The organism is Rhodococcus sp. NBC_00294 (genome assembly GCF_036163995.1).
Taxonomy (GTDB): Bacteria; Actinomycetota; Actinomycetes; order Mycobacteriales; family Mycobacteriaceae; genus Rhodococcoides.
Window position 1 is genome coordinate 3,898,739 of sequence record NZ_CP108043.1, and the last position, 24,622, is coordinate 3,923,360.

26 protein-coding genes are annotated in these 24,622 nt (G+C 69.2%); 14 read left to right on the forward strand and 12 right to left on the reverse strand.

Going from position 1 to position 24,622, the window contains the following annotated elements; all coding sequences use genetic code 11:
- Window positions 1-8 precede the first annotated feature (8 nt).
- Window positions 9-1,250 carry an exodeoxyribonuclease VII large subunit gene (xseA, locus tag OHB23_RS18170; RefSeq protein WP_056447374.1) on the forward strand — a complete coding sequence of 414 codons (1,242 nt, stop codon included), beginning with the start codon at window positions 9-11 and terminating at the stop codon, window positions 1,248-1,250.
- 39 nt (window positions 1,251-1,289) lie between these two features.
- Window positions 1,290-1,499, forward strand: coding sequence for an exodeoxyribonuclease VII small subunit (locus OHB23_RS18175; RefSeq protein WP_027503922.1), 210 nt, complete (start codon window positions 1,290-1,292; stop codon window positions 1,497-1,499).
- Between the two features lie 9 nt (window positions 1,500-1,508).
- Here the strand turns inward: OHB23_RS18175 and OHB23_RS18180 are convergent, their stop codons facing one another.
- Window positions 1,509-2,081: a DUF4245 domain-containing protein gene (locus OHB23_RS18180; RefSeq protein ID WP_222650248.1), complete on the reverse strand. Its 573-nt coding sequence runs from the start codon at window positions 2,079-2,081 to the stop codon at window positions 1,509-1,511.
- A 193-nt stretch (window positions 2,082-2,274) separates the two neighbouring features.
- Between OHB23_RS18180 and glpX the strand changes: the two genes are divergently transcribed.
- The 3 genes from glpX to OHB23_RS18195 all read left to right on the forward strand — a co-directional run bounded on the left by glpX (window position 2,275) and on the right by OHB23_RS18195 (window position 5,242).
- Window positions 2,275-3,315: a class II fructose-bisphosphatase gene (glpX, locus tag OHB23_RS18185; RefSeq protein WP_027503924.1), complete on the forward strand. Its 1,041-nt coding sequence runs from the start codon at window positions 2,275-2,277 to the stop codon at window positions 3,313-3,315.
- Window positions 3,316-3,359: 44 nt separating this feature from the next.
- Window positions 3,360-4,760 (forward strand): class II fumarate hydratase, encoded by a 1,401-nt coding sequence (locus tag OHB23_RS18190; protein ID WP_027503925.1) that lies wholly within the window; start codon window positions 3,360-3,362, stop codon window positions 4,758-4,760.
- A gap of 71 nt (window positions 4,761-4,831) precedes the next feature.
- The gene (locus OHB23_RS18195) at window positions 4,832-5,242 is read left to right on the forward strand and encodes a hypothetical protein (protein WP_328810075.1); all 411 of its coding nucleotides are present in this window, start codon (window positions 4,832-4,834) and stop codon (window positions 5,240-5,242) included.
- On the opposite strand, the gene OHB23_RS18200 is transcribed toward OHB23_RS18195, so the two are convergent.
- Window positions 5,243-6,109 (reverse strand): acyl-ACP desaturase, encoded by an 867-nt coding sequence (locus OHB23_RS18200; protein WP_027503927.1) that lies wholly within the window; start codon window positions 6,107-6,109, stop codon window positions 5,243-5,245.
- Window positions 6,110-6,255: 146 nt separating this feature from the next.
- Complete coding sequence (locus OHB23_RS18205; RefSeq protein WP_027503928.1) at window positions 6,256-7,572, reverse strand: PhoH family protein; 1,317 nt, start codon at window positions 7,570-7,572, stop codon at window positions 6,256-6,258.
- 304 nt (window positions 7,573-7,876) lie between these two features.
- Between OHB23_RS18205 and OHB23_RS18210 the strand changes: the two genes are divergently transcribed.
- Together OHB23_RS18210 and OHB23_RS18215 are read left to right on the forward strand one after the other, a co-directional pair.
- Window positions 7,877-8,227, forward strand: coding sequence for an alpha/beta fold hydrolase (locus OHB23_RS18210; RefSeq protein WP_328810076.1), 351 nt, complete (start codon window positions 7,877-7,879; stop codon window positions 8,225-8,227).
- A gap of 32 nt (window positions 8,228-8,259) precedes the next feature.
- Entirely contained in the window at window positions 8,260-8,700 is a 441-nt protein-coding gene (locus OHB23_RS18215; protein WP_328810077.1) for a serine aminopeptidase domain-containing protein, read from the forward strand.
- Here the strand turns inward: OHB23_RS18215 and OHB23_RS18220 are convergent.
- Genes OHB23_RS18220 through OHB23_RS18230 form a run of 3 tightly spaced genes read right to left on the reverse strand, consistent with a single transcriptional unit; the run spans window position 8,687 to window position 12,018 of the window.
- Window positions 8,687-9,490 carry a carbon-nitrogen hydrolase family protein gene (locus tag OHB23_RS18220; protein ID WP_328810078.1) on the reverse strand — a complete coding sequence of 268 codons (804 nt, stop codon included), beginning with the start codon at window positions 9,488-9,490 and terminating at the stop codon, window positions 8,687-8,689. The genes OHB23_RS18215 and OHB23_RS18220 overlap by 14 nt on opposite strands.
- A gap of 6 nt (window positions 9,491-9,496) precedes the next feature.
- A complete protein-coding gene (gene glyA / locus OHB23_RS18225) occupies window positions 9,497-10,801 on the reverse strand; it encodes a serine hydroxymethyltransferase (RefSeq protein WP_328810079.1) in 1,305 nt (434 codons plus the stop codon).
- A gap of 23 nt (window positions 10,802-10,824) precedes the next feature.
- Window positions 10,825-12,018, reverse strand: coding sequence for a DUF885 domain-containing protein (locus OHB23_RS18230; RefSeq protein WP_222638195.1), 1,194 nt, complete (start codon window positions 12,016-12,018; stop codon window positions 10,825-10,827).
- A 78-nt stretch (window positions 12,019-12,096) separates the two neighbouring features.
- Here OHB23_RS18230 and coaA point away from each other — a divergent pair, with 78 nt between their 5' ends.
- On the forward strand, window positions 12,097-13,029 hold the full coding sequence (gene coaA / locus OHB23_RS18235) for a type I pantothenate kinase (RefSeq protein ID WP_027503933.1): 933 nt from the start codon (window positions 12,097-12,099) through the stop codon (window positions 13,027-13,029).
- A 30-nt stretch (window positions 13,030-13,059) separates the two neighbouring features.
- On the opposite strand, the gene OHB23_RS18240 is transcribed toward coaA, so the two are convergent.
- The gene (locus OHB23_RS18240; RefSeq protein WP_204866693.1) at window positions 13,060-13,827 is read right to left on the reverse strand and encodes an isoprenyl transferase; all 768 of its coding nucleotides are present in this window, start codon (window positions 13,825-13,827) and stop codon (window positions 13,060-13,062) included.
- A 156-nt stretch (window positions 13,828-13,983) separates the two neighbouring features.
- Between OHB23_RS18240 and OHB23_RS18245 the strand changes: the two genes are divergently transcribed.
- From OHB23_RS18245 to trhA, 3 genes are read left to right on the forward strand one after another with little or no spacing between them, the layout of a single operon-like run.
- Window positions 13,984-14,424 (forward strand): SRPBCC family protein, encoded by a 441-nt coding sequence (locus OHB23_RS18245; protein WP_307109075.1) that lies wholly within the window; start codon window positions 13,984-13,986, stop codon window positions 14,422-14,424.
- Complete coding sequence (locus OHB23_RS18250) at window positions 14,421-16,022, forward strand: phytoene desaturase family protein (protein WP_328810080.1); 1,602 nt, start codon at window positions 14,421-14,423, stop codon at window positions 16,020-16,022. The genes OHB23_RS18245 and OHB23_RS18250 overlap by 4 nt, the downstream gene beginning before the upstream one ends.
- Before the next feature lie 42 nt (window positions 16,023-16,064).
- A complete protein-coding gene (gene trhA, locus OHB23_RS18255) occupies window positions 16,065-16,733 on the forward strand; it encodes a PAQR family membrane homeostasis protein TrhA (RefSeq protein WP_056447363.1) in 669 nt (222 codons plus the stop codon).
- A gap of 7 nt (window positions 16,734-16,740) precedes the next feature.
- Here the strand turns inward: trhA and OHB23_RS18260 are convergent, their stop codons facing one another.
- Genes OHB23_RS18260 through mca form a run of 3 tightly spaced genes read right to left on the reverse strand, consistent with a single transcriptional unit; the run spans window position 16,741 to window position 19,894 of the window.
- Entirely contained in the window at window positions 16,741-18,750 is a 2,010-nt protein-coding gene (locus OHB23_RS18260; protein WP_328810081.1) for a thioredoxin domain-containing protein, read from the reverse strand.
- Between the two features lie 55 nt (window positions 18,751-18,805).
- On the reverse strand, window positions 18,806-19,045 hold the full coding sequence (locus tag OHB23_RS18265) for a hypothetical protein (protein WP_204866685.1): 240 nt from the start codon (window positions 19,043-19,045) through the stop codon (window positions 18,806-18,808).
- The gene (mca, locus tag OHB23_RS18270; protein WP_037184227.1) at window positions 19,046-19,894 is read right to left on the reverse strand and encodes a mycothiol conjugate amidase Mca; all 849 of its coding nucleotides are present in this window, start codon (window positions 19,892-19,894) and stop codon (window positions 19,046-19,048) included.
- 136 nt (window positions 19,895-20,030) lie between these two features.
- Between mca and OHB23_RS18275 the strand changes: the two genes are divergently transcribed.
- From OHB23_RS18275 to OHB23_RS18285, 3 genes are all read left to right on the forward strand, one after another.
- On the forward strand, window positions 20,031-20,462 hold the full coding sequence (locus OHB23_RS18275) for a DUF4307 domain-containing protein (RefSeq protein WP_222627459.1): 432 nt from the start codon (window positions 20,031-20,033) through the stop codon (window positions 20,460-20,462).
- 288 nt (window positions 20,463-20,750) lie between these two features.
- Window positions 20,751-21,245 (forward strand): transcription elongation factor GreA, encoded by a 495-nt coding sequence (greA, locus tag OHB23_RS18280; RefSeq protein WP_027503942.1) that lies wholly within the window; start codon window positions 20,751-20,753, stop codon window positions 21,243-21,245.
- Between the two features lie 144 nt (window positions 21,246-21,389).
- Complete coding sequence (locus OHB23_RS18285; RefSeq protein WP_328810082.1) at window positions 21,390-22,112, forward strand: FAD:protein FMN transferase; 723 nt, start codon at window positions 21,390-21,392, stop codon at window positions 22,110-22,112.
- 19 nt (window positions 22,113-22,131) lie between these two features.
- Here the strand turns inward: OHB23_RS18285 and ilvA are convergent, their stop codons facing one another.
- Entirely contained in the window at window positions 22,132-23,349 is a 1,218-nt protein-coding gene (gene ilvA / locus OHB23_RS18290) for a threonine ammonia-lyase (protein WP_222627841.1), read from the reverse strand.
- Between the two features lie 55 nt (window positions 23,350-23,404).
- Window positions 23,405-24,577, reverse strand: a complete 1,173-nt coding sequence (locus tag OHB23_RS18295) for a cystathionine gamma-synthase (RefSeq protein WP_056447615.1) — start codon at window positions 24,575-24,577, stop codon at window positions 23,405-23,407.
- Window positions 24,578-24,622: the final 45 nt, after the last annotated feature.

A 24,622-nucleotide genomic window follows, 5' to 3' on the forward strand; every position in this document is an offset into this window, starting at 1 on the left:
GGACCACGATGACCACGGCCGCCACCAGCACCGCCGAGAACCCGCTCCCCGTCCGCACGGTCGCGACGAAGGTCGCCGGGTGGATCGATCGCCTCGGCAGCGTGTGGGTCGAGGGCCAGATCACGCAGATCTCGGTGCGTGCAGGAACGCGCACGGCGTTCCTGACGCTCCGCGACCCGTCCGCCGACATGTCGCTGTCGGTGACGTGCTCACCGATGCTCATCCAGAACTCTCCCGTGCCGTTGACCGAGGGCGCTCGCGTCATCCTCTACGGCAAGCTCAGTTTCTTCACCGGTCGCGGCACACTGTCGTTGCGCGCCACGGAGATTCGAGCTGTGGGAGTCGGCGAGCTGCTCGCCCGCATCGAGCGCCTGCGCGGTCTTCTCGCGGCCGAGGGACTCTTCGATCCGCGACTCAAGCGGCCGCTCCCCTTCCTGCCCCGCGTCGTCGGGCTCGTCACCGCACGCGCCAGTGCTGCCGAACGCGACGTGCTCAGCGTCGCGGAACGGCGGTGGCCGGCGGTGCGCTTCGAGGTACGCAACACTCCCGTGCAGGGCCCGTCGGCGGTGCCCGGCATCCTGCGCGCGCTGGCCGAGCTGGACGAGGACCCCACGGTCGACGTGGTGATACTCGCCCGTGGCGGCGGCAGTGTCGAGGATCTGCTGCCGTTCTCCGACGAGGCGCTCTGCCGCGCGATCTCCCGTGCGACGACGCCCATAGTGAGCGCCATCGGACACGAACCGGACAGTCCGCTCAGCGATCACGTGGCGGATCTTCGTGCGGCCACCCCCACCGATGCCGCCAAGCTCGTCGTGCCCGACGCCGTGGCCGAACGGGAACTGGTCGCCGAGCTGCGGAGCCGCAGCGCCGCAGCGCTCCGCAGTTGGGTGCAGCGCGAGGCGCGCGCACTGGACGCCCTGCGGCACCGGCCCGTGCTGGCCGATCCCCTCTCCGCGGTCGCCCGCCGCGAGGAGGAGATCGCCGAGATGCGCCGCGTCGTCCGCCGCGACGTGGAGCGCGCGGTGTCGCGAGAGGCGACGACGGTGGAGCACATGCGCGCGCGTCTGACCACGCTCGGACCGGCGGCGACTCTGGCGAGGGGCTACTCGGTGGTGCAGCGCATGGTCCCCGGATCCGACCCCGAGGTGCTCCGGTCGGTCGACGACGCCGCGCCGGGTACGCAGCTCCGGGTCCGCGTCGCGGACGGCGTGGTCACGGCCGTCACGATGGGTCGCAGTTCCGCCACCTGACTCGTCCGCTGTCGGACTCTCGAGGCAGCATGGGGACTCATGAACGAGACACCGATCGCCGAGCTGGGCTACGAGGACGCGCGCGACGAGTTGGTCGACGTGGTCAAGCTGCTCGAGCAGGGCGGCCTGGATCTCGATGCCTCACTGGCGCTGTGGGAGCGCGGCGAAGCACTGGCGACGCACTGCGAGCAGCACCTGGCCGGCGCGCGCACGCGCATCGAGAAGGCGCTGGCCCGCGACGAGGAGTGAGCGAGCGCGTCAGCGCTTGTCGAGTACCGGAGCCGTCGCCGTGGCGGATGCCAGCGCGACGAACTCCTCCTGCGACCCGGAACCGGTGAGCATCGCGCGGGTGTCGCCGAGATCGGCCACCCAGTACGGTTCCGTGTCGTCGTTGCCGTAGACCACCCAGTTAAGCCCGGCGATGGCCTCCGCGCCGCCGGCGGACACCCGTGATCCCTCGGTCCTCGAGCGGACCAGCTCGTCCTCGGAGGCGTCGCTCTGGGTGAGCGAGAGGAAATTGCCGTTCTCGGTGACGAAGCCGACGGTGCTGGACTGGAACTCCGAGCCCGAGACAGGGCCACGGTTCGCCGAGTTCGGGATCCACTGATCGGGCACGTCGGGACTGCGCACCGGGAAGGTCAGCGCATTCGCGTCCGCCTGCAGGGACGCCCCCAGATCGATGCGAGGAACCTCACCCGCCTCGGGGCCGCCCACACGCAACGAACACTGACCGGCGATGGCCGCGATCACCAGGCATGCGAGAAGAAGCGGGATCAGGGACCAGGCCATGTCCTTGTTGTTCTGCAGGTACCTGGGTTTCTTGTCGGCCACCTCTCCAGTATCGCACCGAGCGCGCGGGGGCTCGCCATCCGCGCAGCTCCGCGCTTCCCCCGGCAGGCCGGGGCCGTGCGACTAGTGCGACAATCACGCCGAGTCTTTTTCGCCCGAGTCGATGTTCATTCCGTGCGGACGACGCCCGTCAGTCGGGCTGCGAACCGCGCCATGTGCAAGGAGGCACAGCCCCATGACGGCCAACACCGACGTTCCCACGCAGATGGCGCCGGATCGAAACCTCGCGCTCGAACTCGTCCGCGTCACCGAGGCCGGGGCGCTCGCGTCCGGACGTTGGGTCGGCCGCGGCGACAAGGAGGGTGGCGACGGCGCTGCCGTGGACGCCATGCGCCAGCTGGTGAGCTCGGTGTCGATGCGCGGCGTCGTGGTCATCGGAGAGGGCGAGAAGGACGAGGCGCCCATGCTCTACAACGGCGAGCAGGTGGGCAACGGCAACGGTCCCGAGGTCGACTTCGCCGTCGATCCCGTCGACGGCACGACGCTGATGGCCAAGGGCATGCCCAATGCGATCTCCGTGCTCGCGGTGGCCGAGCGCGGTGCGATGTTCGATCCGTCGGCCGTGTTCTACATGGAGAAGATCGCCGTCGGCCCCGACTACGCCGATGCCATCGACATCACCGCTCCGGTCGCCGAGAACATCGCCCGGATCGCGAAGATCAAGAAGGGGTCGTCCTCGGACGTCACCGTGTGTGTGCTCGACCGTCCCCGCCACACCGAGCTGATGCAGCAGATCCGCGACACCGGTGCCCGCATCCGGTTGATCTCGGACGGTGACGTCGCCGGCGCCATCGCGGCCGCCCGCCCCGATTCGGGCACCGACATCCTGATCGGCACCGGCGGCACGCCCGAGGGCATCATCGCCGCGGCGGCCATGCGCTGCATGGGGGGAGCACTGCAGGGCCGGCTCGCCCCGACGGACGACGACGAGCGCCAGAAGGCCGTCGACGCAGGCCACGATCTCGATCGCATCCTGAACACCAATGATCTGGTCGCCGGGGAGAACGTCTTCTTCACCGCGACCGGCGTCACCGACGGCGATCTGCTGCGCGGAGTGCGCTACTCCGGCGGCGGTGCCCACACGCAGTCCATCGTCATGCGCTCCAAGTCGGGCACCGTGCGGATGATCGACGCGTACCACCAGCTGAACAAACTGCGGGAGTATTCGTCCGTGGACTTCGACGGGGACACCTCCGGCGCCGTCCCGTCCTTCTGACGCGCACTCCGACTTCCCGACCCATCTACCGAGGCACGAGGTACATGACAGACAACGATCAGCAGTTCCGCATCGAGCACGACACCATGGGAGAGGTTCGCGTACCCGTCGACGCGCTGTGGCGTGCGCAGACACAGCGCGCCGTCGAGAACTTCCCCATCTCGGGCCGCCCCCTCGAGCGCACCCAGATCCGCGCGATGGGGCTGCTCAAGGCCGCATGTGCACAGGTCAACAAGGACCTGGGTCTGCTCGATGCGGACAAGGCCGACGCCATCATCGCGGCGGCAGGCGAGATCGCGGACGGCAAGCACGACGATCAGTTCCCCATCGACGTGTTCCAGACCGGCTCGGGCACCAGCTCCAACATGAACGCGAACGAGGTCATCGCGAGCATCGCGAAGAACGCGGGCGTCGAGGTGCACCCCAACGACCACGTCAACATGTCGCAGTCGTCCAACGACACGTTCCCCACCGCGACGCACGTCGCCGCGACCGAGGCCGCGGTCACCAGCCTGATCCCGGCCCTCGAGTACCTGCACACCGCTCTGGCGGCCAAGGCGACCGAGTGGAAGACCGTCGTGAAGTCGGGCCGCACCCACCTCATGGACGCGGTGCCCGTCACGCTCGGCCAGGAGTTCGGCGGCTACGCACGTCAGATCGAGGCCGGCATCGAGCGCGTGCAGTCCACGCTCCCCCGCCTCGGCGAACTCCCCATCGGCGGCACCGCCGTCGGCACGGGTCTCAACGCCCCCGACGGCTTCGGCCCGAAGGTCGTGACCGAGCTGGTGAAGTCGACCGGTGTCGACGCCCTCACCGCGGCGAAGAACTCGTTCGAGGCCCAGGCGGCTCGTGACGGTCTGGTCGAGGCGTCGGGCGCGCTGCGCACCATCGCCGTCTCGTTGACCAAGATCGCCAACGACATCCGCTGGATGGGGTCGGGCCCGCTCACCGGTCTCGGCGAGATCCGGCTCCCCGACCTGCAGCCCGGCAGCTCGATCATGCCCGGCAAGGTCAACCCGGTTCTCCCCGAGGCGGCCACCCAGGTGGCGGCGCAGATCGTCGGCAACGACGCGGCGATCGCATGGGGCGGCGCAGCCGGAGCCTTCGAACTCAACGTCTACATCCCCATGATGGCGCGCAACCTGCTCGAGTCGTTCACGTTGCTCGCCAACGTCTCCCGCCTGTTCGCCGACAAGTGTGTCGACGGCCTCGTCGCCAACGAGGAGCACCTCAAGCAGCTCGCCGAGTCGTCGCCGTCCATCGTGACACCTCTCAACAGTGCGATCGGCTACGAGGAAGCTGCGGCCGTCGCCAAGCAGGCCTTGAAGGACAAGAAGACCATTCGCGAGGTCGTCCTCGAGCGTGGACTCGTCCCCGAGAAGTTGTCGGAAGAAGAACTCGACAAGCGCCTCGACGTCCTGGCGATGGCCAAGGTCCAGGACTGACCCAGCACTCCCCGCCCCGCATCACGGCGAAACGCTGTGGTGCGGGGCGATCAGGAGGAGTGTGACGTGTCATGACACGAACTGCAGTGGCACTCCTCGGCGGCGCCGCCGCGATCGGCGCGGCGCTGGCCGCCCCCGCACTGGCGTCCGCCGGACCCGTTCCCGACGGCGTCTACGTCGGCACCACGCCCGACGGCGCTCCCGTCCCGCTGTGGGACGGCAAGACCATCACCGGCGACACGACGGTCAACCGACTTCTCGGCGTGAACGCGATCCCGGGCGACGTCTACCGCGCCCCGAGCATTGCGACCGGGGCCGACGTGGTCCACGTCGACTACTCGCGCCTGTCCCCCGCCTTCGGAGCCGTCTTCCACGACGAGATGACGCGCGACGCCGTGAACCCGAACCGTTGGAACGGCACCGTGTACTTCGTCGGTGCCGGTCAGCCGGTGGTGGCGGGCGGGTTCGCGATCACGCGCTGATCAGGACGCGGCAGTGGCGAGTGCGCTCTCGAGCTCCGCGCGGGCCGCGAGGCCGTCCTCGCCGAGGCCGTCGAGGGTGAACACGTTCCACGCCTCGAGCAGGGGCTTGATCACCTCTTCGGTCTCGATGGTGCGGTCGTAGAGCCCGATGCCGGCGAGCAGTTCGGCGCTGCCACCGCGGCCGGGGAGATCGACGGTGGGGACCGAGAAGGACGCGACGGTGTCGGCGATGGCGCGGACGGCGCCGTCGGCATCGACGCGGATCGCGGCGGAGACCAGGTCGGTGAAGAGCGTGGTCTGCAGCTCGTCGTCCTCGGCGATGCGGTCGAGGATGCTCGACAGGAGAGCGTCCTGCGACGACGCGGAGGCGCGACGGTGGCGCACGGCCGCTGCGCGCTCGTCGAGGGCGAACTTGGCGAGGATGTGCAGCACGTGCAGAGACGGTGCGGAGTAGCCGGTGGTCATGTGCTCGATGCGCACACGCTCGAGATCCACCGGGTCGACCGCGCGAGTCGTCATGAGGTAGTTGCGCAGCACGATGGCGTGCCGGTTCTCCTCCGCGGTCCACCGGCCGATCAGCTTCCACCAGACGTCGCTGCTCCGGAGAGCGAACGCCAGGTCGCGGTGGTACTCGGGCAGGTTGTCGGCGACCAGCACGCTGACGGTGGCACCGACGACCTCGGCGTCACCGAGCGTCACCTGCTCCGGAGACCAGTCCTCGCCGCCGAGGAACGCGAAGTTGCGACCCGAGTCCCACGGAACGTAGTCGTGGGGCTGCCAGTCCCGAGCAGCGTCGATGTGCTTCTGCAGCAGGTGCGCGGCATCGGCTTCGAGCTCGCTCAACAGGTCCTGGTCACTCTTCGGCATCACAGCAGCATAACGGCCGTAGGTGTCCACTCCGAACCTTCGGACCGCGCGACGCGGATTCCGGTGATCTCCCTGACAAAGAGGTCGGTGATAGTTCGGCGTCACACCGCGCCGGGCGGTCCGTGCCGCCCGGCGCGAACGGTGACTCAGGCCGGCCCGAACTCCTCGAGCATCTCGGTGACCAGTGCGGCGATGGGCGAGCGCTCCGAACGGGTCAGCGTGATGTGGGCGAAGAGAGGGTGCCCCTTCAACTTCTCGATCACGGCGGCGACACCGTCGTGGCGTCCGACCCGCAGGTTGTCGCGCTGTGCCACGTCGTGCGTGAGCACCACGCGTGATCCCGTGCCGAGCCGCGAGAGCACCGTCAGCAGGACGTTGCGTTCCAGCGACTGCGCCTCGTCGACGATGACGAACGAGTCGTGCAGCGACCGTCCGCGGATGTGCGTGAGCGGCAGCACCTCGAGCATGCCGCGTGCGGTGACCTCCTCGATGACCTCCGGACTCGCGAGACCGTCGAGCGTGTCGAACACCGCTTGCGCCCACGGGCCCATCTTGTCGCTCTCGCTGCCGGGGAGGTAGCCGAGCTCCTGGCCGCCGACCGCGTACAGCGGCCGGAACACGACGACCTTGCGATGGGTCCGTCGTTCGAGCACCGCGTCGAGGCCCGCGGTGAGCGCGAGCGCGGACTTACCGGTGCCGGCCTTCCCGCCGAGCGAGACGATGCCGATGCTCTCGTCGAGCAGCAGATCCAGGGCGACGCGCTGCTCGGCGGACCGGCCGTGCAGGCCGAACGCCTCACGCTCGCCGCGCACCAGCTGCACCTGCTTGTTCGCCGTCACCCGACCCAATGCGCTGGACGTGCCGCCGAGCAGTCGAACACCGGTGTGGCACGGCAACTCTCGCGCTTCGTCGATGTCGGCGAATCCCTCGGCGAACAGGCCGTCGATGGTCGCGCGCGACGCCTCGATCTCGGCCATGCCCGTCCATCCCGACGGGACGACGTCGTGAGCGTGGTACTCGTCGGCCGGCAGACCCACCGCACCGGCCTTGACGCGCAGCGGGATGTCCTTGCTGACCAGCACCACGTCCTTGCCCTCGGCGGCGAGGTTCAGTGCGCACGCGAGGATCCGCGAGTCGTTGGAGTCGGTCCGGAAGCCGACGGGAAGCACAGCGGGGTCGGTGTGATTGAGCTCGACCTGCAGGGTGCCGTTCTCGGTGCCGATGGGCACGGGCTGATCGAGGCGCCCGTGGCGGATCCGCAGGTCGTCGAGCATCCGCAACGACTCGCGCGCGAACCACCCCAGTTCGTGATGATGCCGCTTGCCCTCGAGCTCGCTGATGACGACGAGTGGAAGGACGATCGCGTGCTCGGCGAACCGAGTCACGGCCCAGGGGTCCGAGAGCAGAACCGAGGTGTCCAGCACGTAGGTGCGGACGGAAGAACCGGAGCGAGCTGCAGTCACGTGGGGCTCCTAAGGACGCGCGGTCACCGCGCATCCGTCGATCGCTGGACCGGTCGATCCCGACACCGCAGGGACCGGGGCCGGCCCCTCCCGACCGAATGACTCAGTCATGTGTGAGGACCTCCCGTACGGACGGCTTCCCCGCCACCCGCACTGCTGACGCTAGACCGGATCGGGGGCGCAGGCTCGGCGACACGTGGGGACGTGTGGGTGAACTCTGCGTTACACGCCCGTGCGCCTTTCGCGCATCCAGGAGTACGCAAAAGGCGCACGGGGCCGAAGGCCACGGTGTTAACTTCGGCCGATGCAGAACGCGCAGGAAATGCAGCAGCTCAGGGGAACCCACGGCACCGTCGCCTACCGTTCCTGGCCGTCCACCACGCCGGGATTCGTCGCGCTGCTCGCGCACGGGTACGGCGAACACTCGGGTCGCTACGGCCACCTGGCGTCGACCCTGACGTCGGCCGGAGCGGCGGTGTACGCACCCGACCATCACGGGCACGGGCAGTCCGACGGGACGCCCGCCGAGATCACGGACGTGGACGGCATCGTCGCCGATCTGCACTCGATCGCGGACATCGCCCGCGGCGAGCACCCCGATCTACCGGTGATGCTGCTGGGCCACTCGATGGGTGGTCTCATCGCCACGCGCTAGCGCAGACCCACCCCGGCGAGCTGGCGGCACTCGTGCTGTCCGGTCCGCTGGTCGGGCAGAACCCGGCCTTCTCGATGCTGCTGTCGATGGACGAGATCCCCGAGATCCCGATCGACCCGTCCGTGCTGTCCCGCGACCCCGAGGTCGGCGCCGCCTACCAGGCGGACCCGCTGGTCTTCCACGGCCCCTTCGCACGCGTCACCCTCGAGACCTTCACGGCCGCGGTGGAGACGGTGGCGTCCTCCGGCACTCTCGGCGACCAGCCGACGTTGTGGCTGCACGGCGGCGACGATCAGCTGGTGCCGCTGGAGCCGACGACCGAGGCGATGCGCTCACTGCGCGGCCCGTCGTTCGAGGAGAAGGTCTACCCCGGTGCGCGGCACGAGATCCTGAACGAGACCAACCGCAGCGAGGTCGAGTCGGACATCCTCGACTTCCTGGGCCGCGCCGGCCTGCCGCTCACTCGCGACTGAGGTCGCGGACGATCGACGAGTAGAGGCCGGGGCGGCGGTCCACCAGGTAGGGGTTGTCTCGATGGGCCGCCGCCACGACCTCGGTGTCCACCGTGCCGAGAATCAGGCCGGTCTCGTCGTCGAGTCGGTCGATCACCTCGGCGTCGGGGCCGACGATGCTGCTACGGCCGACGTAGGTGGTGGCGCGCTCGGTTCCGACGTGGTTGACGTACGCGACGTAGAGCTGGTTCTCCCATGCGCGCGTGCGGATGACGACGTCGGCCACGAATGTGAACGGCACCATCTGCGCGGTGGGAACGAGCAGGGCGTGCGCGCCCGCGAGGGCCGCGGCTCGGACGTTCTCGGGGAACTCGACGTCGTAACAGATCATCAGACCGAGCCGCACCCCGCGGAAGTCGACGACCGTCACCGAGTCGAGCCCGGGCGAGTACCACTCCCGGTCGAGCTCACCGTAGAGGTGCGACTTGCGGTGCTGCGCAATCACACTGCCGTCCGCATCGACGAGTGCGACCGTGTTGTACACCGCTCCCGCCTCGGTCTCCGGCAGACCCACGAGCAGCGCGATGCCGCGGCGGCGCGCCAGTGCGCACACCTCGGAGAGAAGCTCCCGTGACGTCAGCTCACCGAGGCGATCGCCGATGTCGTACCCGGTCACGAACATCTCCGGCGTGACCAGGAGGTCGGCTCCGCGCGCCAGAGCCGCCCCCGCGGCTCCGTCGAGTTCCGCGAGGTTGGCGTCGACGTCACCGGGTGACCCCGCCGTCTGCAGACCCGCCACGGTGAGCCGCATGTCGGATCAGCCCAGCAGTCCCCAGCCCTCGAGTCCCTCGTACAGCGGGAAGTCGTGGGCGAGCGTGCTGACGCGACCACGCAGGTCGTCGGTGGCCTCGCCGGTGGCGAGCGCCGTCGCGATGATGTCGGCGACCTCGGTGAACTCGGCCTCGCCGAACCCACGGGTCGCGAGCGCCGCGGTACCGATACGCAGACCGGAGGTGACCATCGGCGGGCGCGGATCGAACGGCACCGCGTTGCGGTTCACGGTGATGCCGACCTCGTGCAGCAGATCCTCGGCCTGCTGGCCGTCGAGCTGCGAGTTGCGCAGGTCCACCAGCGCGAGGTGGACGTCGGTTCCGCCCGTCAGCACCGAGACACCCTTGTCGGAGACGTCGGCACCGGTCAGCCGCTCCGCGAGCAGCGACGCACCGAGCAGGGTGCGTTCCTGACGCTCCCGGAACTCGGGAGTGCCGGCGATCTTGAAGGCGACGGCCTTGGCCGCGATCGCGTGCATGAGCGGACCGCCCTGCTGGCCGGGGAACACCGCGGAGTTGAGCTTCTTCGCCCACTCCTTCTTGGCGAGGATGATGCCCGAGCGGGGCCCACCGAGGGTCTTGTGGACGGTGGAGGACACGACGTCCGCGTAGGGCACCGGCGACGGGTGCACACCGGCGGCGACGAGCCCGGCGAAGTGCGCCATGTCGACCCACAGAAGCGCACCGACCTCGTCGGCGATGGAGCGGAACGCGGCGAAGTCCTGGTGCCGCGGGTAGGCCGACCATCCGGCGATGAGCACCTGTGGGCGTGCGTGCAGCGCCTGCTTGCGCACCTCGTCCATGTCGATGCGGTGGTCTTCCTTGCTCACACCGTAGGACTCGACCTCGTAGAGCTTGCCCGAGAAGTTCAGCTTCATGCCGTGCGTCAGGTGGCCGCCGTGCGCCAGGTCCAGACCCATGATCTTGTCGCCCGGGTTGATCAGAGCCATGAGAACGGCGGCGTTGGCCTGGGCGCCCGCGTGCGGCTGCACGTTGGCGAACTCGGCACCGAACAGCTCCTTCGCCCTGGTCCGAGCCAGATCTTCGACGATGTCGACGTGCTCACACCCGCCGTAGTACCGACGACCGGGGTAACCCTCGGCGTACTTGTTGGTGAGGACGCTGCCCTGCGCCTGGAGCACCGCGCGGGGAACGAAGTTCTCCGACGCGATCATCTCCAGGGTGTCGCGCTGGCGTCCCAGCTCGCCGGCCATCGCCGCGGCGACCTCGGGATCCACCTCGGCGAGGGAGGCGGTGTCGATGTTGATGGCAGAGACGGGCGCAGCAGTCATGCCGCCGAGTCTAATGCCCGTGATCAGCGCAGTTGAGACGGGATGAGGGGTTCGTCGAGCAGCCGCTCGAAGCGGTCGGCTCGGCCGTCCGCCGAGTCGGCCCGGTGCAGCCACGAGTGCAGCAGGCGATACCCCTCGACATAGGTGCTGGTGTAGGCACGCCAGAGCGGTGAGGACAGGAATCGCAACATCTGACGGGCGCGTTCCGGTGTCGCGAGCGACCACTGCCCCAGGAACGCGGCCACGTCGTCCTGGCTGCGGTGCTCGTCGTGCAGCAGCAGCGCGGCGTCCTGACGCACCCCCAGCAGCTTCGCCGACGCGGTCTGCAGCGCCTCGGCGCGTTCCCCGTCGAATCGCAGGCCGAGGTCGGCGTAGATCTCCTGCGCCCACACTCCCCAGCCCGGCCCGACGATCGACTCGAGCGCCAGGTCCGCGAGGCCCTCGGCCATCAGGCACTGCGGAGTGTTGACGACGAAGAGCGTCTGCTCCGCCTGCCCGGCACCGCGCACGAGCCCGGCCTCCTTGCGGCAGTGCTCGGTGTGGTGGCCCGGGTACGACTCGTGTGCGATGAGATGGGGCAGATGCGCCATGTGCTGCTTGAGGTCCGAGTTGATCGCGACGGTGGACCGATAGTCGCCCAGGTAGTAGTTGAACCCGGACCACGGCTTGTCGCCCACCACCTCGTAGGTGACCTTCTCGGTGTCGGGCAGCGGGTACCGGCCGCGCACCTTGTCGCGCAACGCACTGGAGAACGCCTCGACGCACTCGGCGAGCCGCTCGGGCGGGATCTCGTCGGCCACGCGGTGAGCGCGCACCCGCTCCCCCAGTGGCCCCGCCCCGCCCAGCACCTCGTCCATCAGGCGATGTGCCTCGCGGTAGTCGTCGGTGTCGCCCGGTGCGATCGCGACGTCGAAGTAGTCGTGCACCTCGTCGACGAATCCGATCTCGTCACCGGCCAACTTCCGTGCCGACGTCTCGAGCGCGCGCAGGTGGACGTCGAGGAACGCGGCGCGGTCCTCGGAGAGCCCCGACGAGGGCAGTTCGGTCCGCAGTTCCGCCGCCCGCCGCGCCAGCGCGCGGGGTTCGGGCGGGGGCGCGTTCTCGACCTGGCGTCGCAGAGCGGGGTCTCCGGTGTAGGCGTCGACGAACCCCTCCTCGAGGCGATCGAAGGACAACCCCAGCACGAGGTAGTCGTGGACGAGAGTGTCGGCGTGCATGACGCTCGACTCTAGTCACGCACCACCCGGCTGTCGGTTCGCCGGAGCCACCCAGCACAATTCAGTCATGGAGGCAGCGTGTCCCGAGTGAGCGAGTCGAGTCCGTACGTCGAATTCGACCGTCGACAGTGGCGCACACTCCGGAACGCGACACCCCTGGTCCTGACCGAGGACGAGCTCACCGGCCTGCGCGGCCTGGGCGAACAGATCGACCTCGACGAGGTCGCGGAGGTCTACCTCCCCCTCGCTCGACTCATCCATCTCCAGGTGGCCGCCCGCCAACGCCTGTTCGCGGCGACGGCCACGTTCCTCGGGGAGAAGACGCCGGACCGCCAGGTCCCGTTCGTCATCGGCATCGCCGGCAGCGTCGCCGTCGGCAAGTCCACGACCGCGCGCGTGCTGCAGGCACTGCTGGCGCGATGGGAGCACCACCCGCGCGTGGACCTGGTGACGACGGACGGGTTCCTCTACTCGTCGGCCGAGCTGGTGCGTCGAGGAATCATGCACCGCAAGGGTTTTCCCGAGAGCTACGACCGGCGCAAGCTTCTGCGCTTCGTCACCGAGGTGAAATCCGGCGCCGAATCCGCACGCGCACCCGTGTACTCGCACGTCTCGTACGACATCGTGCCGGGCAAGTACACCGAGGTGCGACAGCCGGACATCCTCGTCATCGAGGGACTCAACGTCCTGCAGACCGGTCCGCGCCTCATGGTCTCGGACCTCTTCGACTTCTCCATCTACGTCGACGCCCGCATCGAGGACATCGAGAAGTGGTACGTCGACCGCTTTCTCGCCCTGCGCTCCACGTCGTTCGCCGACCCGGCCTCGCACTTCCACCACTACTCGGGACTGTCCGACGAGCACGCCAGGATCGCGGCCGCGGACATCTGGCAGTCGATCAACCGGCCCAACCTGGTGGAGAACATCCTGCCGACGCGCCCCCGCGCCACCCTGGTGCTGCGCAAGGACGCCGACCACACCATCAACCGGCTGCGCCTGCGCAAATTGTGACGACCGGCCTCCGGCCTGCCCGGCCTCGGCTCAGGTACCGAATCTCCGGTGCCGCGCGGCGAAGTCGCGCAGCGCGCGCAGGAAGTCGACGCGGCGGAACTCGGGCCAGTAGGCCTCGGTGAACCAGATCTCCGAGTACGCGCTCTGCCACAGCAGGAACCCGGACAACCGCTGCTCCCCCGACGTGCGGATCACCAGATCCGGATCCGGCTGGCCCGACGTGTAGAGGTGCGAGTCGATGCCCTCGACGGTGACCGAGCGGAGCAACTCCTCCCCGTCGGCACCGTCGGACAGCCGTTCCGCGATGAGCGACTGCACGGCGTCGGCGATCTCCTGACGGCCGCCGTACCCGACCGCGACGTTGACGTGCGTTCCCGAGCGGCCGGCCGTACCGGCGGCGGCCTCCTTGAGGCGGCGGGCGGATTCGGCGGGAAGCAGATCCATCGTGCCGACGATCTTCACGGACCAGTTCTTTCCCGGTCCGCTGATCTCCTCGACGACGTCGGTGATGATCTCGAGCAGCGAGTCGAGCTCGTCCGGTGACCGGCGCAGGTTCTCGGTGGACAACAGGTAGATGGTGGCCATCTCGACGCCGGCCATGTCACACCACGTGAGCAGCTCCGCGATCTTGAGCGCGCCCATCCGGTGCCCGTGGCTGACGTCGGTGAAGCCGTTCTCCCGAGCCCAGCGACGGTTGCCGTCGCACATCACGGCGACGTGTCGAGGGTGCTGAGCGCCCTCGAGCTGACGCAGCAGGCGCCTCTCGTAGAGCGTGTACAGCAGACCGCGAGCCTTCACCCAGCTCCCCACTTCGACAGAATTGTTCAGCAGGTGATCACCCTACGCCCGCAGTACGACGCGATCGGCGTGACCGACTCGTCACCGCGCCGCATGATGGTTCCGTGGCGTACGGGGTACCCGGCTCCGACCGCACACGAGAGAACAGGAGCAGTCATGACTGTTGTCCGGGACACCACGGCGAGCGTCGATGCCGTGTGGAACGTGCTCTCCGACGGGTGGAGCTACGCGACGTGGGTGGTGGGTGCCTCGCGCATCCGCGCCGTCGACCCCGAGTTCCCCGCGCCCGGCTCGCGGATCCACCATTCGGTGGGGCTGTGGCCCGCCGTGCTGAACGACGAGACGCGGGTACTGAGCATGACGGAGGGACGTGAGGTGACACTCGAAGCGCGCGGGATGCCGGCAGGCAAGGCGACGATCGTCCTGCGCCTGACGCCGCGAGGCTCGGGGTGCCGGATCGAGATGATCGAGCACGCTCGGACCCTCCCGTTCTCGCTCGTTCCCGAGTCGGTCCAGCACGCACTCGTGTATCCCCGCAACACCGAGGCGACACGGCGACTCGCGCTGCTGGCCGAGCGTTCCGCGGTTCCCCGATGACGACCACGACGGTGGACGCCGTCGTGATCGGAGCGGGCCACAACGGACTCGTCGCGGCGTCCGTGCTCGCCGACGCAGGATGGGACGTCGTCGTCCTGGAGTCCGCCCCGGTGCCCGGCGGCGCGGTCCGCAGCGCCGAGCTCACCCCGGGATACGTGAGCGACCTGTTCAGTGCCTTCTATCCCCTCGGTGCGTCGTCCCCGGCGTTCACGGCGCTCGAGCTCGACCGCCACGGACTCCGCTGGACCCACTCACCCGTCGTCTTCGGTCACCCGCGCTCGCCCGACGACGAGGACGCCCCGGTGGTCCACCACGATCCCGAGGACACCGCCGCCATGCTGGCGGAGCACGATCCGCGCGACGGCGAGGCGTGGATGTACGTGGTGGACCAATGGAACCGGATCCGCGATCCTCTGCTGCACTCGCTGTTCGGCAGCTCCTTCCCGCCTGTCAAGGGTGCCGCGACGCTCTTCCGGCGCCTCGGGACCGCGGAGACACTGCGGTTCCTGCGCTTCGCAGTACTCCCGGCCCGGGCGATGGCGCACGAGTTGTTCCACAGCGAGGCGGCGCGATGCCTGCTGCTCGGCAACGCCATGCACGCCGACGTCCCCACCGACGCACCCGCGAGCGGCATCATGGGCTACCTGCTGACGATGCTCGCGCAGGATGTCGGCTACCCCGTCCCGGTCGGCGGTGCGCAGGAGCTGACCAGCGCGCTCGTGCGCCGTGCCGAGAGCGCCGGGGCGCGGGTCGTCTGTGGAACCGAGGTGACCTCGATCGACGTCTCCGGCGGTGTCGCCCGCGGCGTGCGGACGGCAGGCGGCGACACGTACCTCGCACGGCGAGCCGTCGTCGCAGACGTGTCCGCTCCCGCGCTGTACGGCTCGCTGTTGCCGCGGGACGCGGTTCCCGCCCGGGTGCACAGCGATCTCGAGAAGTTCGAGTGGGACACCCCGGTGGTGAAGATCAACTACGCGCTCGACTCCCCGATCCCGTGGCGCTCGAAGAGTCTGAACGAGGCGGGCACGGTGCACGTCGGCGCAGACGACGACGGTCTGGTGCGGTGGAACGCCGACCTGGTGACAGGCCGCATCCCGGAGCGGCCGTTCATGCTGTTCGGTCAGATGACGACCGCGGACGCCACCCGCTCCCCGGCCGGGACGGAGAGCGCATGGGCGTACACACACCTCCCCCGCGGTGTGACGGACGACGCCTCGGGCGACCTGCTCGCCGAGCGGGTCGACACCGTCCTCGAGGAGTACGCGCCCGGGTTCGCGGCGTCGATCGTCGGCAAGCACGTCCAGCGGCCGGGCGACCTGACAGCGGACGACGCCAACCTGTTCGGTGGCGCGGTGAACGGCGGAACGTCGCAACTGCAGCAGCAGTTGGTGTTCCGGCCCGTTCCCGGACTCGGACGTACGGAGACTCCCGTCGGTCGGTTGTTCCTCGGGAGCGCGTCCGCACATCCGGGCGGCGGCGTGCACGGGGCACCGGGACTGGCTGCGGCGAGGGCCGCGTTGGCGAGCGACGGTGTGCGCGGATGGGTTCACCGCACGACGATCAGTGCCCTGATGGATCTGACACTCGGTGACCGCTAGTTCGGCCACGGTCGGAGCGCGAACCTACGGTACCGTAGGTTCGTGACTGTCTTCGGGCTCGACGAACTGCCGGTGAAGCCGCGCATGCGCGGATGGATCCACCTGTACGCCTTCGGGGTGTCGGTGGTCTGCGGGATCGTGCTCGTGGTGCTCGCCTACTCGGCGGTGTCCGTCCGGGCCGGTCTCGCGATCACTGTCTACGCCGTCGCGACGTGCGGTCTCTTCGGAGTGAGCGCGACCTACCACCGCGTCCACTGGCAGACCGTGCGCAGCCGGACGTGGATGAAGCGTGCCGATCACTCGATGATCTTCTTGTTCATCGCCGGCAGTTACACGCCGTTCGCGGTGCTCGGGCTGCCGAGCCGCACCGGCACCATCGTGCTGATCGTGGTGTGGGCCGGTGCGCTGGCCGGAGTGACGCTGAAGATGCTGTGGCCCACGGCCCCTCGCTGGCTGGGCGTGCCCCTGTATCTCGTGCTGGGCTGGGCCATCGTGCCGGTCGCGGGCGAACTCACCCATCGTGTAGGCGTCGGACCGATGGCACTGCTGGTGGCGGGCGGCGTGTTCTACAGCATCGGCGCGGTTCTCTACGCAACGAAGTGGCCCAACCCGTGGCCCACCACGTTCGGCCATCACGAGTTCTTCCACGCCGCGACGGTCGTCGCCGCGGTGTGCCACTACATCGCCGTGTGGCTGGTGCTCTTCACCTGATCCGGCGTCACCGGACCAGGAGTGCGGTCAGGTCCTCGGGGTCGGTGACCGGTCGGTCGCACACGAAGCCGTGACACACGTACGCGGCCGACTCGCCGCTCACCAGCGGGCGATCCGCGAGCAGCGGGACCGAGTCGGGCGGACCCGCGACCACCACCGTGCCGCCGGCGGCGACGCGGCGGGCGGTGCGCACGAGGTCGTCGTCGACCGACTCCGTGGCGATCGCCACCTGCACCGGTCCCGCCACCGCGGCTTCCGCGACGGTCAGCCAGTGGCCGGCCGACCGGGGTGCCCGCTCGAGCAGGATCGACGCTCGCGCCAGCGACCTGTCCGCCGCCGCACCGAAGCGCGAGGAGTTCTCGCTGGACGCGGCCACCGTCAGCAGAGCCTCGGTGATCAGTGCCGCTCCGGACGGGGTCGCGTTGTCGAGTGGATCGCGAGGCCGGGTCACGAGCGTCTCCGCGTCGTCGGCGGTGTCGAACCAGCTGCCCGGCTGCTCAGGATCGGCGAAGTGGTCGAGCGCGACGTCGAGTATCTCCTCCGCCGCCGTCAGCCAGCGCGCCTCCCCGGTCGCCTGGTGCAGCGCGGCGAGAGCGACGGCGAGTGCGCCGTGATCCTCCGCGATGGCCGCCGCCTCGCCCACGACACCGCCCAGGGACGCACGCCGTAGTCGGCCGTCGACGCGGTGCAGGTCCAGGATGCGGTCCGCGCAGCGTGCTGCCGCATCGACCCAGTTCCGGTACCCCAGCGCGGCGCCGCCCTCGGCCAGCGCCGTGATCGCGAAGCCGTTCCAGGCGGTCACCACCTTGTCGTCGCGCCCCGGCTGAGGACGCGTGGCACGCGACGCGGCCAGTGCTGCGCGCATGCGTGCGAAACGCTCGGGGTCCGTCGGTTCGGCCCGCAACTGCAACACGGACGCCCCCTCCTCGAACGTGCCCGTGTCGGTCACCCCGAACACCTGCGCGGCCCGGGCCCCGTCCTCGTCGCCCAGTACCTCGACCAGCTGCGCGGGTGTCCACGCGTAGGTCAGACCCTCCACCCCGTCGGTGTCGGCGTCCAGGGCGGAGGCGAAGCACCCGTCGTCCGTGCCGAGATCGCGCAGGAGGAAGTCGGCGGTGTCGACGGCCACACGATGAGCGAACGCATCGCCGCGGCGCGCCAGGTGAGCGTAGAAGCGCAGCAGCAACGCGTTGTCGTAGAGCATCTTCTCGAAGTGCGGCACCACCCAGTCCGCATCGACGGAGTACCGGGCGAAACCGCCCCCGAGCTGGTCGTACATCCCGCCGCGGGCCATGGCGTCGGCGGTACGGCCCACCGCAGCGCGGGCAGGCTCCGACCCGGTGCGCTCGACGTGGCGGAGCAGCCCCTCCACGAGAGACGACGGTGGGAACTTCGGTGCTCCGCCGAAGCCGCCGCGCGGCACGTCCTCGTCCGCCAGAACGCGCGCCACCGCCTCGTCGAGCAGGGCGGCGTCGACGACTCGGTCGCCCTCCGGGATGCCCGCGGCGGTCCTGCGCAGTTCCGCGACCACCGAGGCCGACGCCTGCTGCACCTCGTCACGACGGGTGCGCCACGTCTCGGAGATGGCTTCGAGTAGCTGCGTGAACGACGGCATCCCCTGCCGAGGTGTGGGCGGGAAGTAGGTGCCGCAGTAGAACGGTTCCGCGTCGGGGGTGAGGAACGCCGTCATCGGCCAACCGCCCTGACCCGTCATCGCGACCGTCGCGTTCATGTAGACGGCGTCGATGTCGGGACGTTCCTCGCGATCGACCTTGATGCACACGAAGTTCGCGTTCATGATCTCCGCGATGGCGTCGTTCTCGAACGACTCGTGTGCCATCACGTGACACCAGTGACACGCCGAGTAGCCCACCGACAGCAGGACCGGGACGTCTCGTTCGCGAGCCCACGCCAGGGCGTCGTCACCCCACTGCTGCCAGTGCACGGGATTGTCGGCGTGCTGACGCAGGTAGGGGCTCGTCGAGTCGGACAGGGTGTTGCGCTCACGGGTGGCCACCCCTGCAGTGTCCCCCGTGACACCCGGCGCAATCACCGCTCGGGTCGCAAACCCCTCACCGCTCGGGTCGGAAGCCTCCGCGGTCCGTGCCCTCGTCTGCCGCCTGGTCCGGCGTCGGATCCTCCGGCTCGAAGGACGCCGGAAGCTTCTTGAAATGCGCGTTCATCGACCGCACCAACAGGGCGGTACCGATGAGCAACAGCACGATGATGACGAGGCCGACGGGTGACGCCTTACCGAACTCGGGCCCGGTGTTGTTCTGCGCCAGCATGATCGACGCGCTGAGCACGGTCATCTAGGACTCGATCCCGGCGAACAGGTCGGTCTCGGGCAGCGACGTGCGCACGCGGGTCCGCGCGAGCTCGTACTCCTCGGTCGGCCACAGCTTCTTCTGCACGTCGACCGGGACCGCGAAGAAGCGGCCGTTCGGATCGATCTGGGTGCGGTGCGCACGCAGTGCGTCGTCGCGCTGCTGGAAGTAGTCCGCGCACTCCACCTGGGTGGTGACGCGCTCCATGATCTCGCCGCGATCCTTCGGCCACTGCGCGAGCCATTCCGTGAACGGCCCCTCCTGACCGGAGGCGATCATCTCGTCGTCGAACAACTGCATGCGCTGGCGGATGAAGCCGTGGGAGTAGTAGAGCTTCGAGACCTCCCACGCCTCGCCCGTTCCGGGGAACTGCTCGGGATCGCCGGCCGCCTCGTACGCGGCGACCGACACCTCGTGGCAGCGGATGTGGTCGGGGTGGGGGTAGCCACCCTTCTCGTCGTAGGTCGTCATGACGTGCGGCTTGAAGTCGCGCACCACGCGCACCAGAGCCTCGGTCGACTCCTCGAGCGGCACCAGCGCGAAGCATCCCTCGGGAAGCGGCGGCAGCGGATCTCCCTCCGGCAGACCGGAGTCCACGAACCCCAGCCACGTCTGCTGCACCCCGAGAATGGCTGCGGCAGCGGCCATCTCCTCCTTGCGCACCTCGGACATGCGCTCGCGCACACCGGGGATGTCCATGGCCGGGTTGAGGATGTCGCCGCGCTCACCGCCGGTGAGCGTGACCACCAGCACCTCGTTGCCCTCGGCCGCGTAACGCGCCATGGTGGCAGCGCCCTTGGAGGACTCGTCGTCGGGATGGGCGTGCACTGCCATCAGTCGCAGTCCGCTCACGTGTGCCTCACTTCAACTATCGGTGGTGCTCCGGTTCCGGTCCGGGCACCTCCAATAGTTCCACTTCGTCCGGTACCCCGCCGAGGCGGTACCGGGTCCGCGGGTAAGTTCGACGGCGATGTCCACCACGCCGCAGAGTCTCCCCGAGGGTCGCTACCCCACCAGTCGGGGAATCGCCCCGTCCCGTGTCCTCGCCGTGGCTCTGACGCTGCTGGTCATCGCGCTGGGCGTGGCCGTCGCCTACCTCGGATACACCAAGTTCACCACCCCCGACGTCGACGGGACCATGGTGTCGTTCGACATCGTCGGCGAGGACCGCGTCGACGTACGCCTGAACGTGACCAGGGACGACCCGTCCCAGCCCGCGGTCTGCATCATCCGATCGCGATCGCGCGACGGAACCGAGACCGGGCGACGCGAAGTACTGATCCCGGCGTCCGATAACGGCACCGAGGACGTCCGCAGCTTCGTGATCACCTCGGCCGCGCCGGGCCTCGCCGACCTCTACGGATGCAGCCTCGACGTGCCGGAACATCTCACACCTCGGTGACCGTCGGGTGCCGACCAAGAAACCACGAAGTTCTTTCGTGGTAAAATCGCTTCGTACACGGCTCACCCAGTGGGGCCGTGTATTGCTGCATTGACGGGCGTAACGCGAGCACTCGAGCCAAGGGCCGTTCGCATCGACCGCGTTCCGCCCCGGCGGAACGCCCTGCTCGTGACGGAGCTCGCGCACCAGCGCGGGCTCTCTTTCACGTGTGGGCTCGGTGACACCACCGCACGCCGCCTACGAATACCGGAGCCGAACGGCTCTGAAGAACACGAGGGAGTGATCGAGATGAGCGAGACCCAGGTGACCTGGCTGACCCAGGAGTCGCACGACAGGCTCAAGGGCGAACTCGACCAGCTCATCGCCAACCGACCCGTCATCGCCGCGGAGATCAACGAGCGACGGGAAGAGGGCGACCTCAAGGAGAACGGTGGATACCACGCCGCCCGCGAGGAGCAGGGCCAGCAGGAGGCGCGTATCCGCCAGCTGCAGGAGCTGCTGAACAACGCCAAGGTCGGCGAGGCTCCCACCCAGTCGGGCGTCGCGCTCCCCGGGTCGGTCGTCAAGGTCTACTACGACGGTGACGAGTCCGATTCCGAGACGTTCCTCATCGCCACGCGTGAGGAGGGCGCACGGGACGGCAAGCTCGAGGTCTACTCCCCCAACTCGCCCCTCGGCGGCGCATTGATCGACGCCAAGGTCGGCGACACGCGCGAGTACTCGCTGCCCAACGGCAAGACCATGAAGGTCACGCTCGCGAGCGCGGAGCCGTACCACAACTGATCTCGCACGACGCATGTCGTTCGGCCCCGCACGTTCGCGTACGGGGCCGAACTGCGTTTCCCATCCGTGTGGCCGCCGGGCTCGAAGCCCTGGTGTAACAGGCACGCGCTCGCCGAGCGATGAACGCCATGGAGGTGCCACCAGATGAGTCTCGCCACGAAGGCATTCGCAGGGTTCGACATCGACGACCGCCACGTGCGGGTGGTCGTCACCGACGCGGCCGTGATCACCGATGCGGCAGCCGCGGCGCGCACCGCCCTGGACACGTGGCTCGACATCGTCTCGCTCACCCGTGCGGACTCCGAACTGCAGCGACTGAACCGCTCCTTCGGCCGGACCGTGCGCGTCTCCCCTGCTCTGGCGGACCAGGTGCGACACGCCCTCGCCGCCGCGGACCTGACGGCCGGCGCCGTCGATCCGCTCCGCAGCTCGGGCACGGACACTCACGAGGCCATCGAGGTCGACGGTCTCGGCGTGCGCCTTCCCGGCTGGGCCACAGTCGATCTGGACGCGACAGCGCTCGCCGTGGTCGTGGAGCGCATCGCCGCGACGATCGCACGCCGCTTCGCCTGCGGGGCACTGGTGTCGGTGTCGGGTGCGAACTCGACCGACACCGACATTGCCGTCGCCGGGCCGGAACCCGTTCGTGGATGGCAGATCTCAGTGATCGACGGCTCGGCGGAACGCCTCGTTCCGATCGCCTCGGGAACCACGATGGTGACCACCACGGGCACCACCACGGCCACGGTGGCCGCGTCCTCCCCCGTGGTGGCAGCCGCGCTGTCGCGCGCCGCGGCAGCGGGCGCCGACGCGCTGGTCCAACGCGCCGCCGACCACGCCTCCGCCGCGGTCTTCATCGCCGCCTGATCACTCCTGAACTGTCTGATCACTCCTGAACTTCGGCCTCGTATCCTGCGGCCGCGAGACCAGACAGCACGGCGGCGCGGTGATCCGGGCCCCGGGTCTCCAGGGTCATCATGATCTCGACCTCGTCCATCGCCAGCCGCCCTGCCGTGCGCGCGTGCACCACGTCGACCACACTCGCGGCCGTGTCGCGTGCCACGCCGAGCACCCCCACCAGGCCACCCGGGCGGTCGGGGATGACGATGCGCACCGTCAGATAGCGACCCGCCGCTCGCAACCCGTGCGCGACGACGTGTGTCAGCAGGAGCGGATCGATGTTGCCGCCGGACAGGACAGCGACGATCGGGCCGTCACCGTGGAACTGTTCGGGATGGTCCATGAGCGCAGCGACGGCTGCCGCTCCGGCGGCTTCGACGATGAGTTTGGCGCGCTCCATACACAGCAGCAGTGCCCGCGACAGCGCATCCTCGCTGACGGTGATCACGCGGTCCACCATTTCGGTGACGTGCGCGAAGGGGACCGCCCCGGGACGCCCCACGGCGATACCGTCGGCCATCGTCGACATCCGTTCGGCGGAGATCGGCATACCGGCCTCGAGCGATCCGGGCCACGCGGCGGCCTGTTCCGCCTGGACCCCGACGATGCGAATGTCCTTGCCGCTCAACGCGACGGCGGCGGCGATGCCGGCGACGAGACCGCCGCCGCCGGTCGGCACCACGATGGTGCCCACATCGGGCATCTGGTCGAGAATCTCCACACCCACGGTGGCCTGGCCCGCCACCACGTCGATGTGATCGAACGGGTGGATCAGCACGGCGCCGGTCTCCTCGGCGAATGCCATGGCCGCGAGCAGCGCCTCGTCGATGGTGGTGCCCACCTGGTGAATGGTGGCCCCGTACGCCTTGGTGGCCACCAACTTCGGCAGCGGCGCACCGTTCGGCATGAACACCGTCGACGCGGCCCCGAGTTCCGACGCCGCCCACGCGACGCCCTGCGCGTGATTGCCGGCACTGGCCGCGACCACCCCACGAGCGCGCTCCTCGTCGGTCAGACCCGCGATGCGGTTGTACGCACCCCGCGGCTTGAACGATCCGGTGCGCTGCAGGTTCTCGCACTTGAGCCACACCTGGCGGTCGGTGCGATCGGACAGGACACGGGACGCCACGAGGGGTGTGCGGCGCATGACCGGGGCGAGCAGCGCGGTGGCGCGGTCCAGCCGGTCGGCGGTGAGGAGATCCATGGCTGGAACCCTAAACCCGAATGCCCCTAGGCGAGCGCCTGTTCGCCGTCGAGCGTCAGGCGAGCGCCTGTTCGATGTCGCCCACCAGGTCGGCGGCGTCCTCGATGCCGACGGACAGGCGCACCAGGTCGTCCGGCACCTCGAGCAGCGAGCCGGCGGTGGAGGCGTGGGTCATGGCGCCGGGATGCTCGATCAACGACTCGACGCCGCCCAACGACTCGGCGAGAGTGAAGATCTCGGTGCGCGCGCAGAGGTCCAGCGCCGCCTGGCGGCCACCCTTCAGACGGACCGACACCATGCCGCCGAACCGACGCATCTGCTTGGCGGCGACGGCGTGGGACGGGTGGCTCTCGGATCCCGGGTAGATGACCGAGGAGACGGCGGGGTGACCCGTGAGCAGCTCGACGATCTTCTCGGCGTTGTCGCTGTGCCGCTCCATGCGCAGGGCGAGCGTCTTGATGCCGCGCAGTGTCAGGAACGCGTCGAACGGTCCGGGAACACCGCCGGCGCCGTTCTGCAGGAAGGCGAACGACGCGTCCAGTTCCTCGTCGTTGCACACGAGGGCGCCGCCGACGACGTCGGAGTGTCCACCGATGTACTTGGTCGTCGAGTGCAGCACCACGTCGGCGCCGAGCGTGAGGGGCTGCTGCAGGTACGGCGACGCGAACGTGTTGTCGACGACGATCTTCGCGCCCGCCTCGTGTGCGACGCCCGACAGAGCCTCGATGTCGCCGACGTTGAGCAGCGGATTGGTGGGCGTCTCGACCCAGACCAGCTTCGTGTTGGGGCGAATGGCCTCGCGCACGGCGTCGACGTCCGACACCGCGGCCACCGAGTACTCGATGCCCCACTGGGTGAACACCTTGTCGATGAGCCGGAAGGTGCCGCCGTACGCGTCGTTCGGGATCACGAGGTGGTCGCCCGGGCGCAGCGACGCCCGCAGGAGGGCGTCCGTCGCGGCCATGCCCGAGGAGAACGCGCGACCGTAGTGGCCGTTCTCGAGGGCTGCCAGGTTGGCCTCGAGCGGACGCCGGGTCGGGTTGCCGGTGCGGGCGTACTCGAACCCGCTGCGCATACCACCCACGCCGTCCTGGGCGAAGGTGGAGCTCGCGTAGATCGGGACGTTGACCGCACCGGTCAGCGGGTCGGGCTCGTACCCGGCGTGCACCGCGCGAGTGGAGAACCCCTGCCAGGACGTCGTGTCGGACTTGCTGCGCTGCTCACTCATGCGCACTAGCCTAACGAGCGGGCAGGCCGGAGGCCGGTCGGGATG

What these genes read in the sequence shown, in the direction of transcription:
- OHB23_RS18265 (WP_204866685.1), bottom strand. Translation starts at nt 19,045, where the DNA reads ATGACCGTGCTCAGCGCGTCGATCATGCTGGCGCAGAACAACACCGGG.
- OHB23_RS18295 (WP_056447615.1), bottom strand. Translation starts at nt 24,577, where the DNA reads ATGAGTGAGCAGCGCAGCAAGTCCGACACGACGTCCTGGCAGGGGTTC.
- ilvA (WP_222627841.1), bottom strand. Translation starts at nt 23,349, where the DNA reads ATGGATCTCCTCACCGCCGACCGGCTGGACCGCGCCACCGCGCTGCTC.
- OHB23_RS18230 (WP_222638195.1), bottom strand. Translation starts at nt 12,018, where the DNA reads ATGCACGCCGACACTCTCGTCCACGACTACCTCGTGCTGGGGTTGTCC.
- greA (WP_027503942.1), top strand. Translation starts at nt 20,751, where the DNA reads ATGAGCGAGACCCAGGTGACCTGGCTGACCCAGGAGTCGCACGACAGG.
- OHB23_RS18245 (WP_307109075.1), top strand. Translation starts at nt 13,984, where the DNA reads ATGACTGTTGTCCGGGACACCACGGCGAGCGTCGATGCCGTGTGGAAC.
- OHB23_RS18175 (WP_027503922.1), top strand. Translation starts at nt 1,290, where the DNA reads ATGAACGAGACACCGATCGCCGAGCTGGGCTACGAGGACGCGCGCGAC.
- OHB23_RS18275 (WP_222627459.1), top strand. Translation starts at nt 20,031, where the DNA reads ATGTCCACCACGCCGCAGAGTCTCCCCGAGGGTCGCTACCCCACCAGT.
- OHB23_RS18250 (WP_328810080.1), top strand. Translation starts at nt 14,421, where the DNA reads ATGACGACCACGACGGTGGACGCCGTCGTGATCGGAGCGGGCCACAAC.
- OHB23_RS18200 (WP_027503927.1), bottom strand. Translation starts at nt 6,109, where the DNA reads ATGCCGAAGAGTGACCAGGACCTGTTGAGCGAGCTCGAAGCCGATGCC.
- OHB23_RS18190 (WP_027503925.1), top strand. Translation starts at nt 3,360, where the DNA reads ATGACAGACAACGATCAGCAGTTCCGCATCGAGCACGACACCATGGGA.
- glyA (WP_328810079.1), bottom strand. Translation starts at nt 10,801, where the DNA reads ATGACTGCTGCGCCCGTCTCTGCCATCAACATCGACACCGCCTCCCTC.
- glpX (WP_027503924.1), top strand. Translation starts at nt 2,275, where the DNA reads ATGACGGCCAACACCGACGTTCCCACGCAGATGGCGCCGGATCGAAAC.
- OHB23_RS18285 (WP_328810082.1), top strand. Translation starts at nt 21,390, where the DNA reads ATGAGTCTCGCCACGAAGGCATTCGCAGGGTTCGACATCGACGACCGC.
- OHB23_RS18195 (WP_328810075.1), top strand. Translation starts at nt 4,832, where the DNA reads ATGACACGAACTGCAGTGGCACTCCTCGGCGGCGCCGCCGCGATCGGC.
- mca (WP_037184227.1), bottom strand. Translation starts at nt 19,894, where the DNA reads ATGGCAGTGCACGCCCATCCCGACGACGAGTCCTCCAAGGGCGCTGCC.
- OHB23_RS18210 (WP_328810076.1), top strand. Translation starts at nt 7,877, where the DNA reads ATGCAGAACGCGCAGGAAATGCAGCAGCTCAGGGGAACCCACGGCACC.
- xseA (WP_056447374.1), top strand. Translation starts at nt 9, where the DNA reads ATGACCACGGCCGCCACCAGCACCGCCGAGAACCCGCTCCCCGTCCGC.
- OHB23_RS18220 (WP_328810078.1), bottom strand. Translation starts at nt 9,490, where the DNA reads ATGCGGCTCACCGTGGCGGGTCTGCAGACGGCGGGGTCACCCGGTGAC.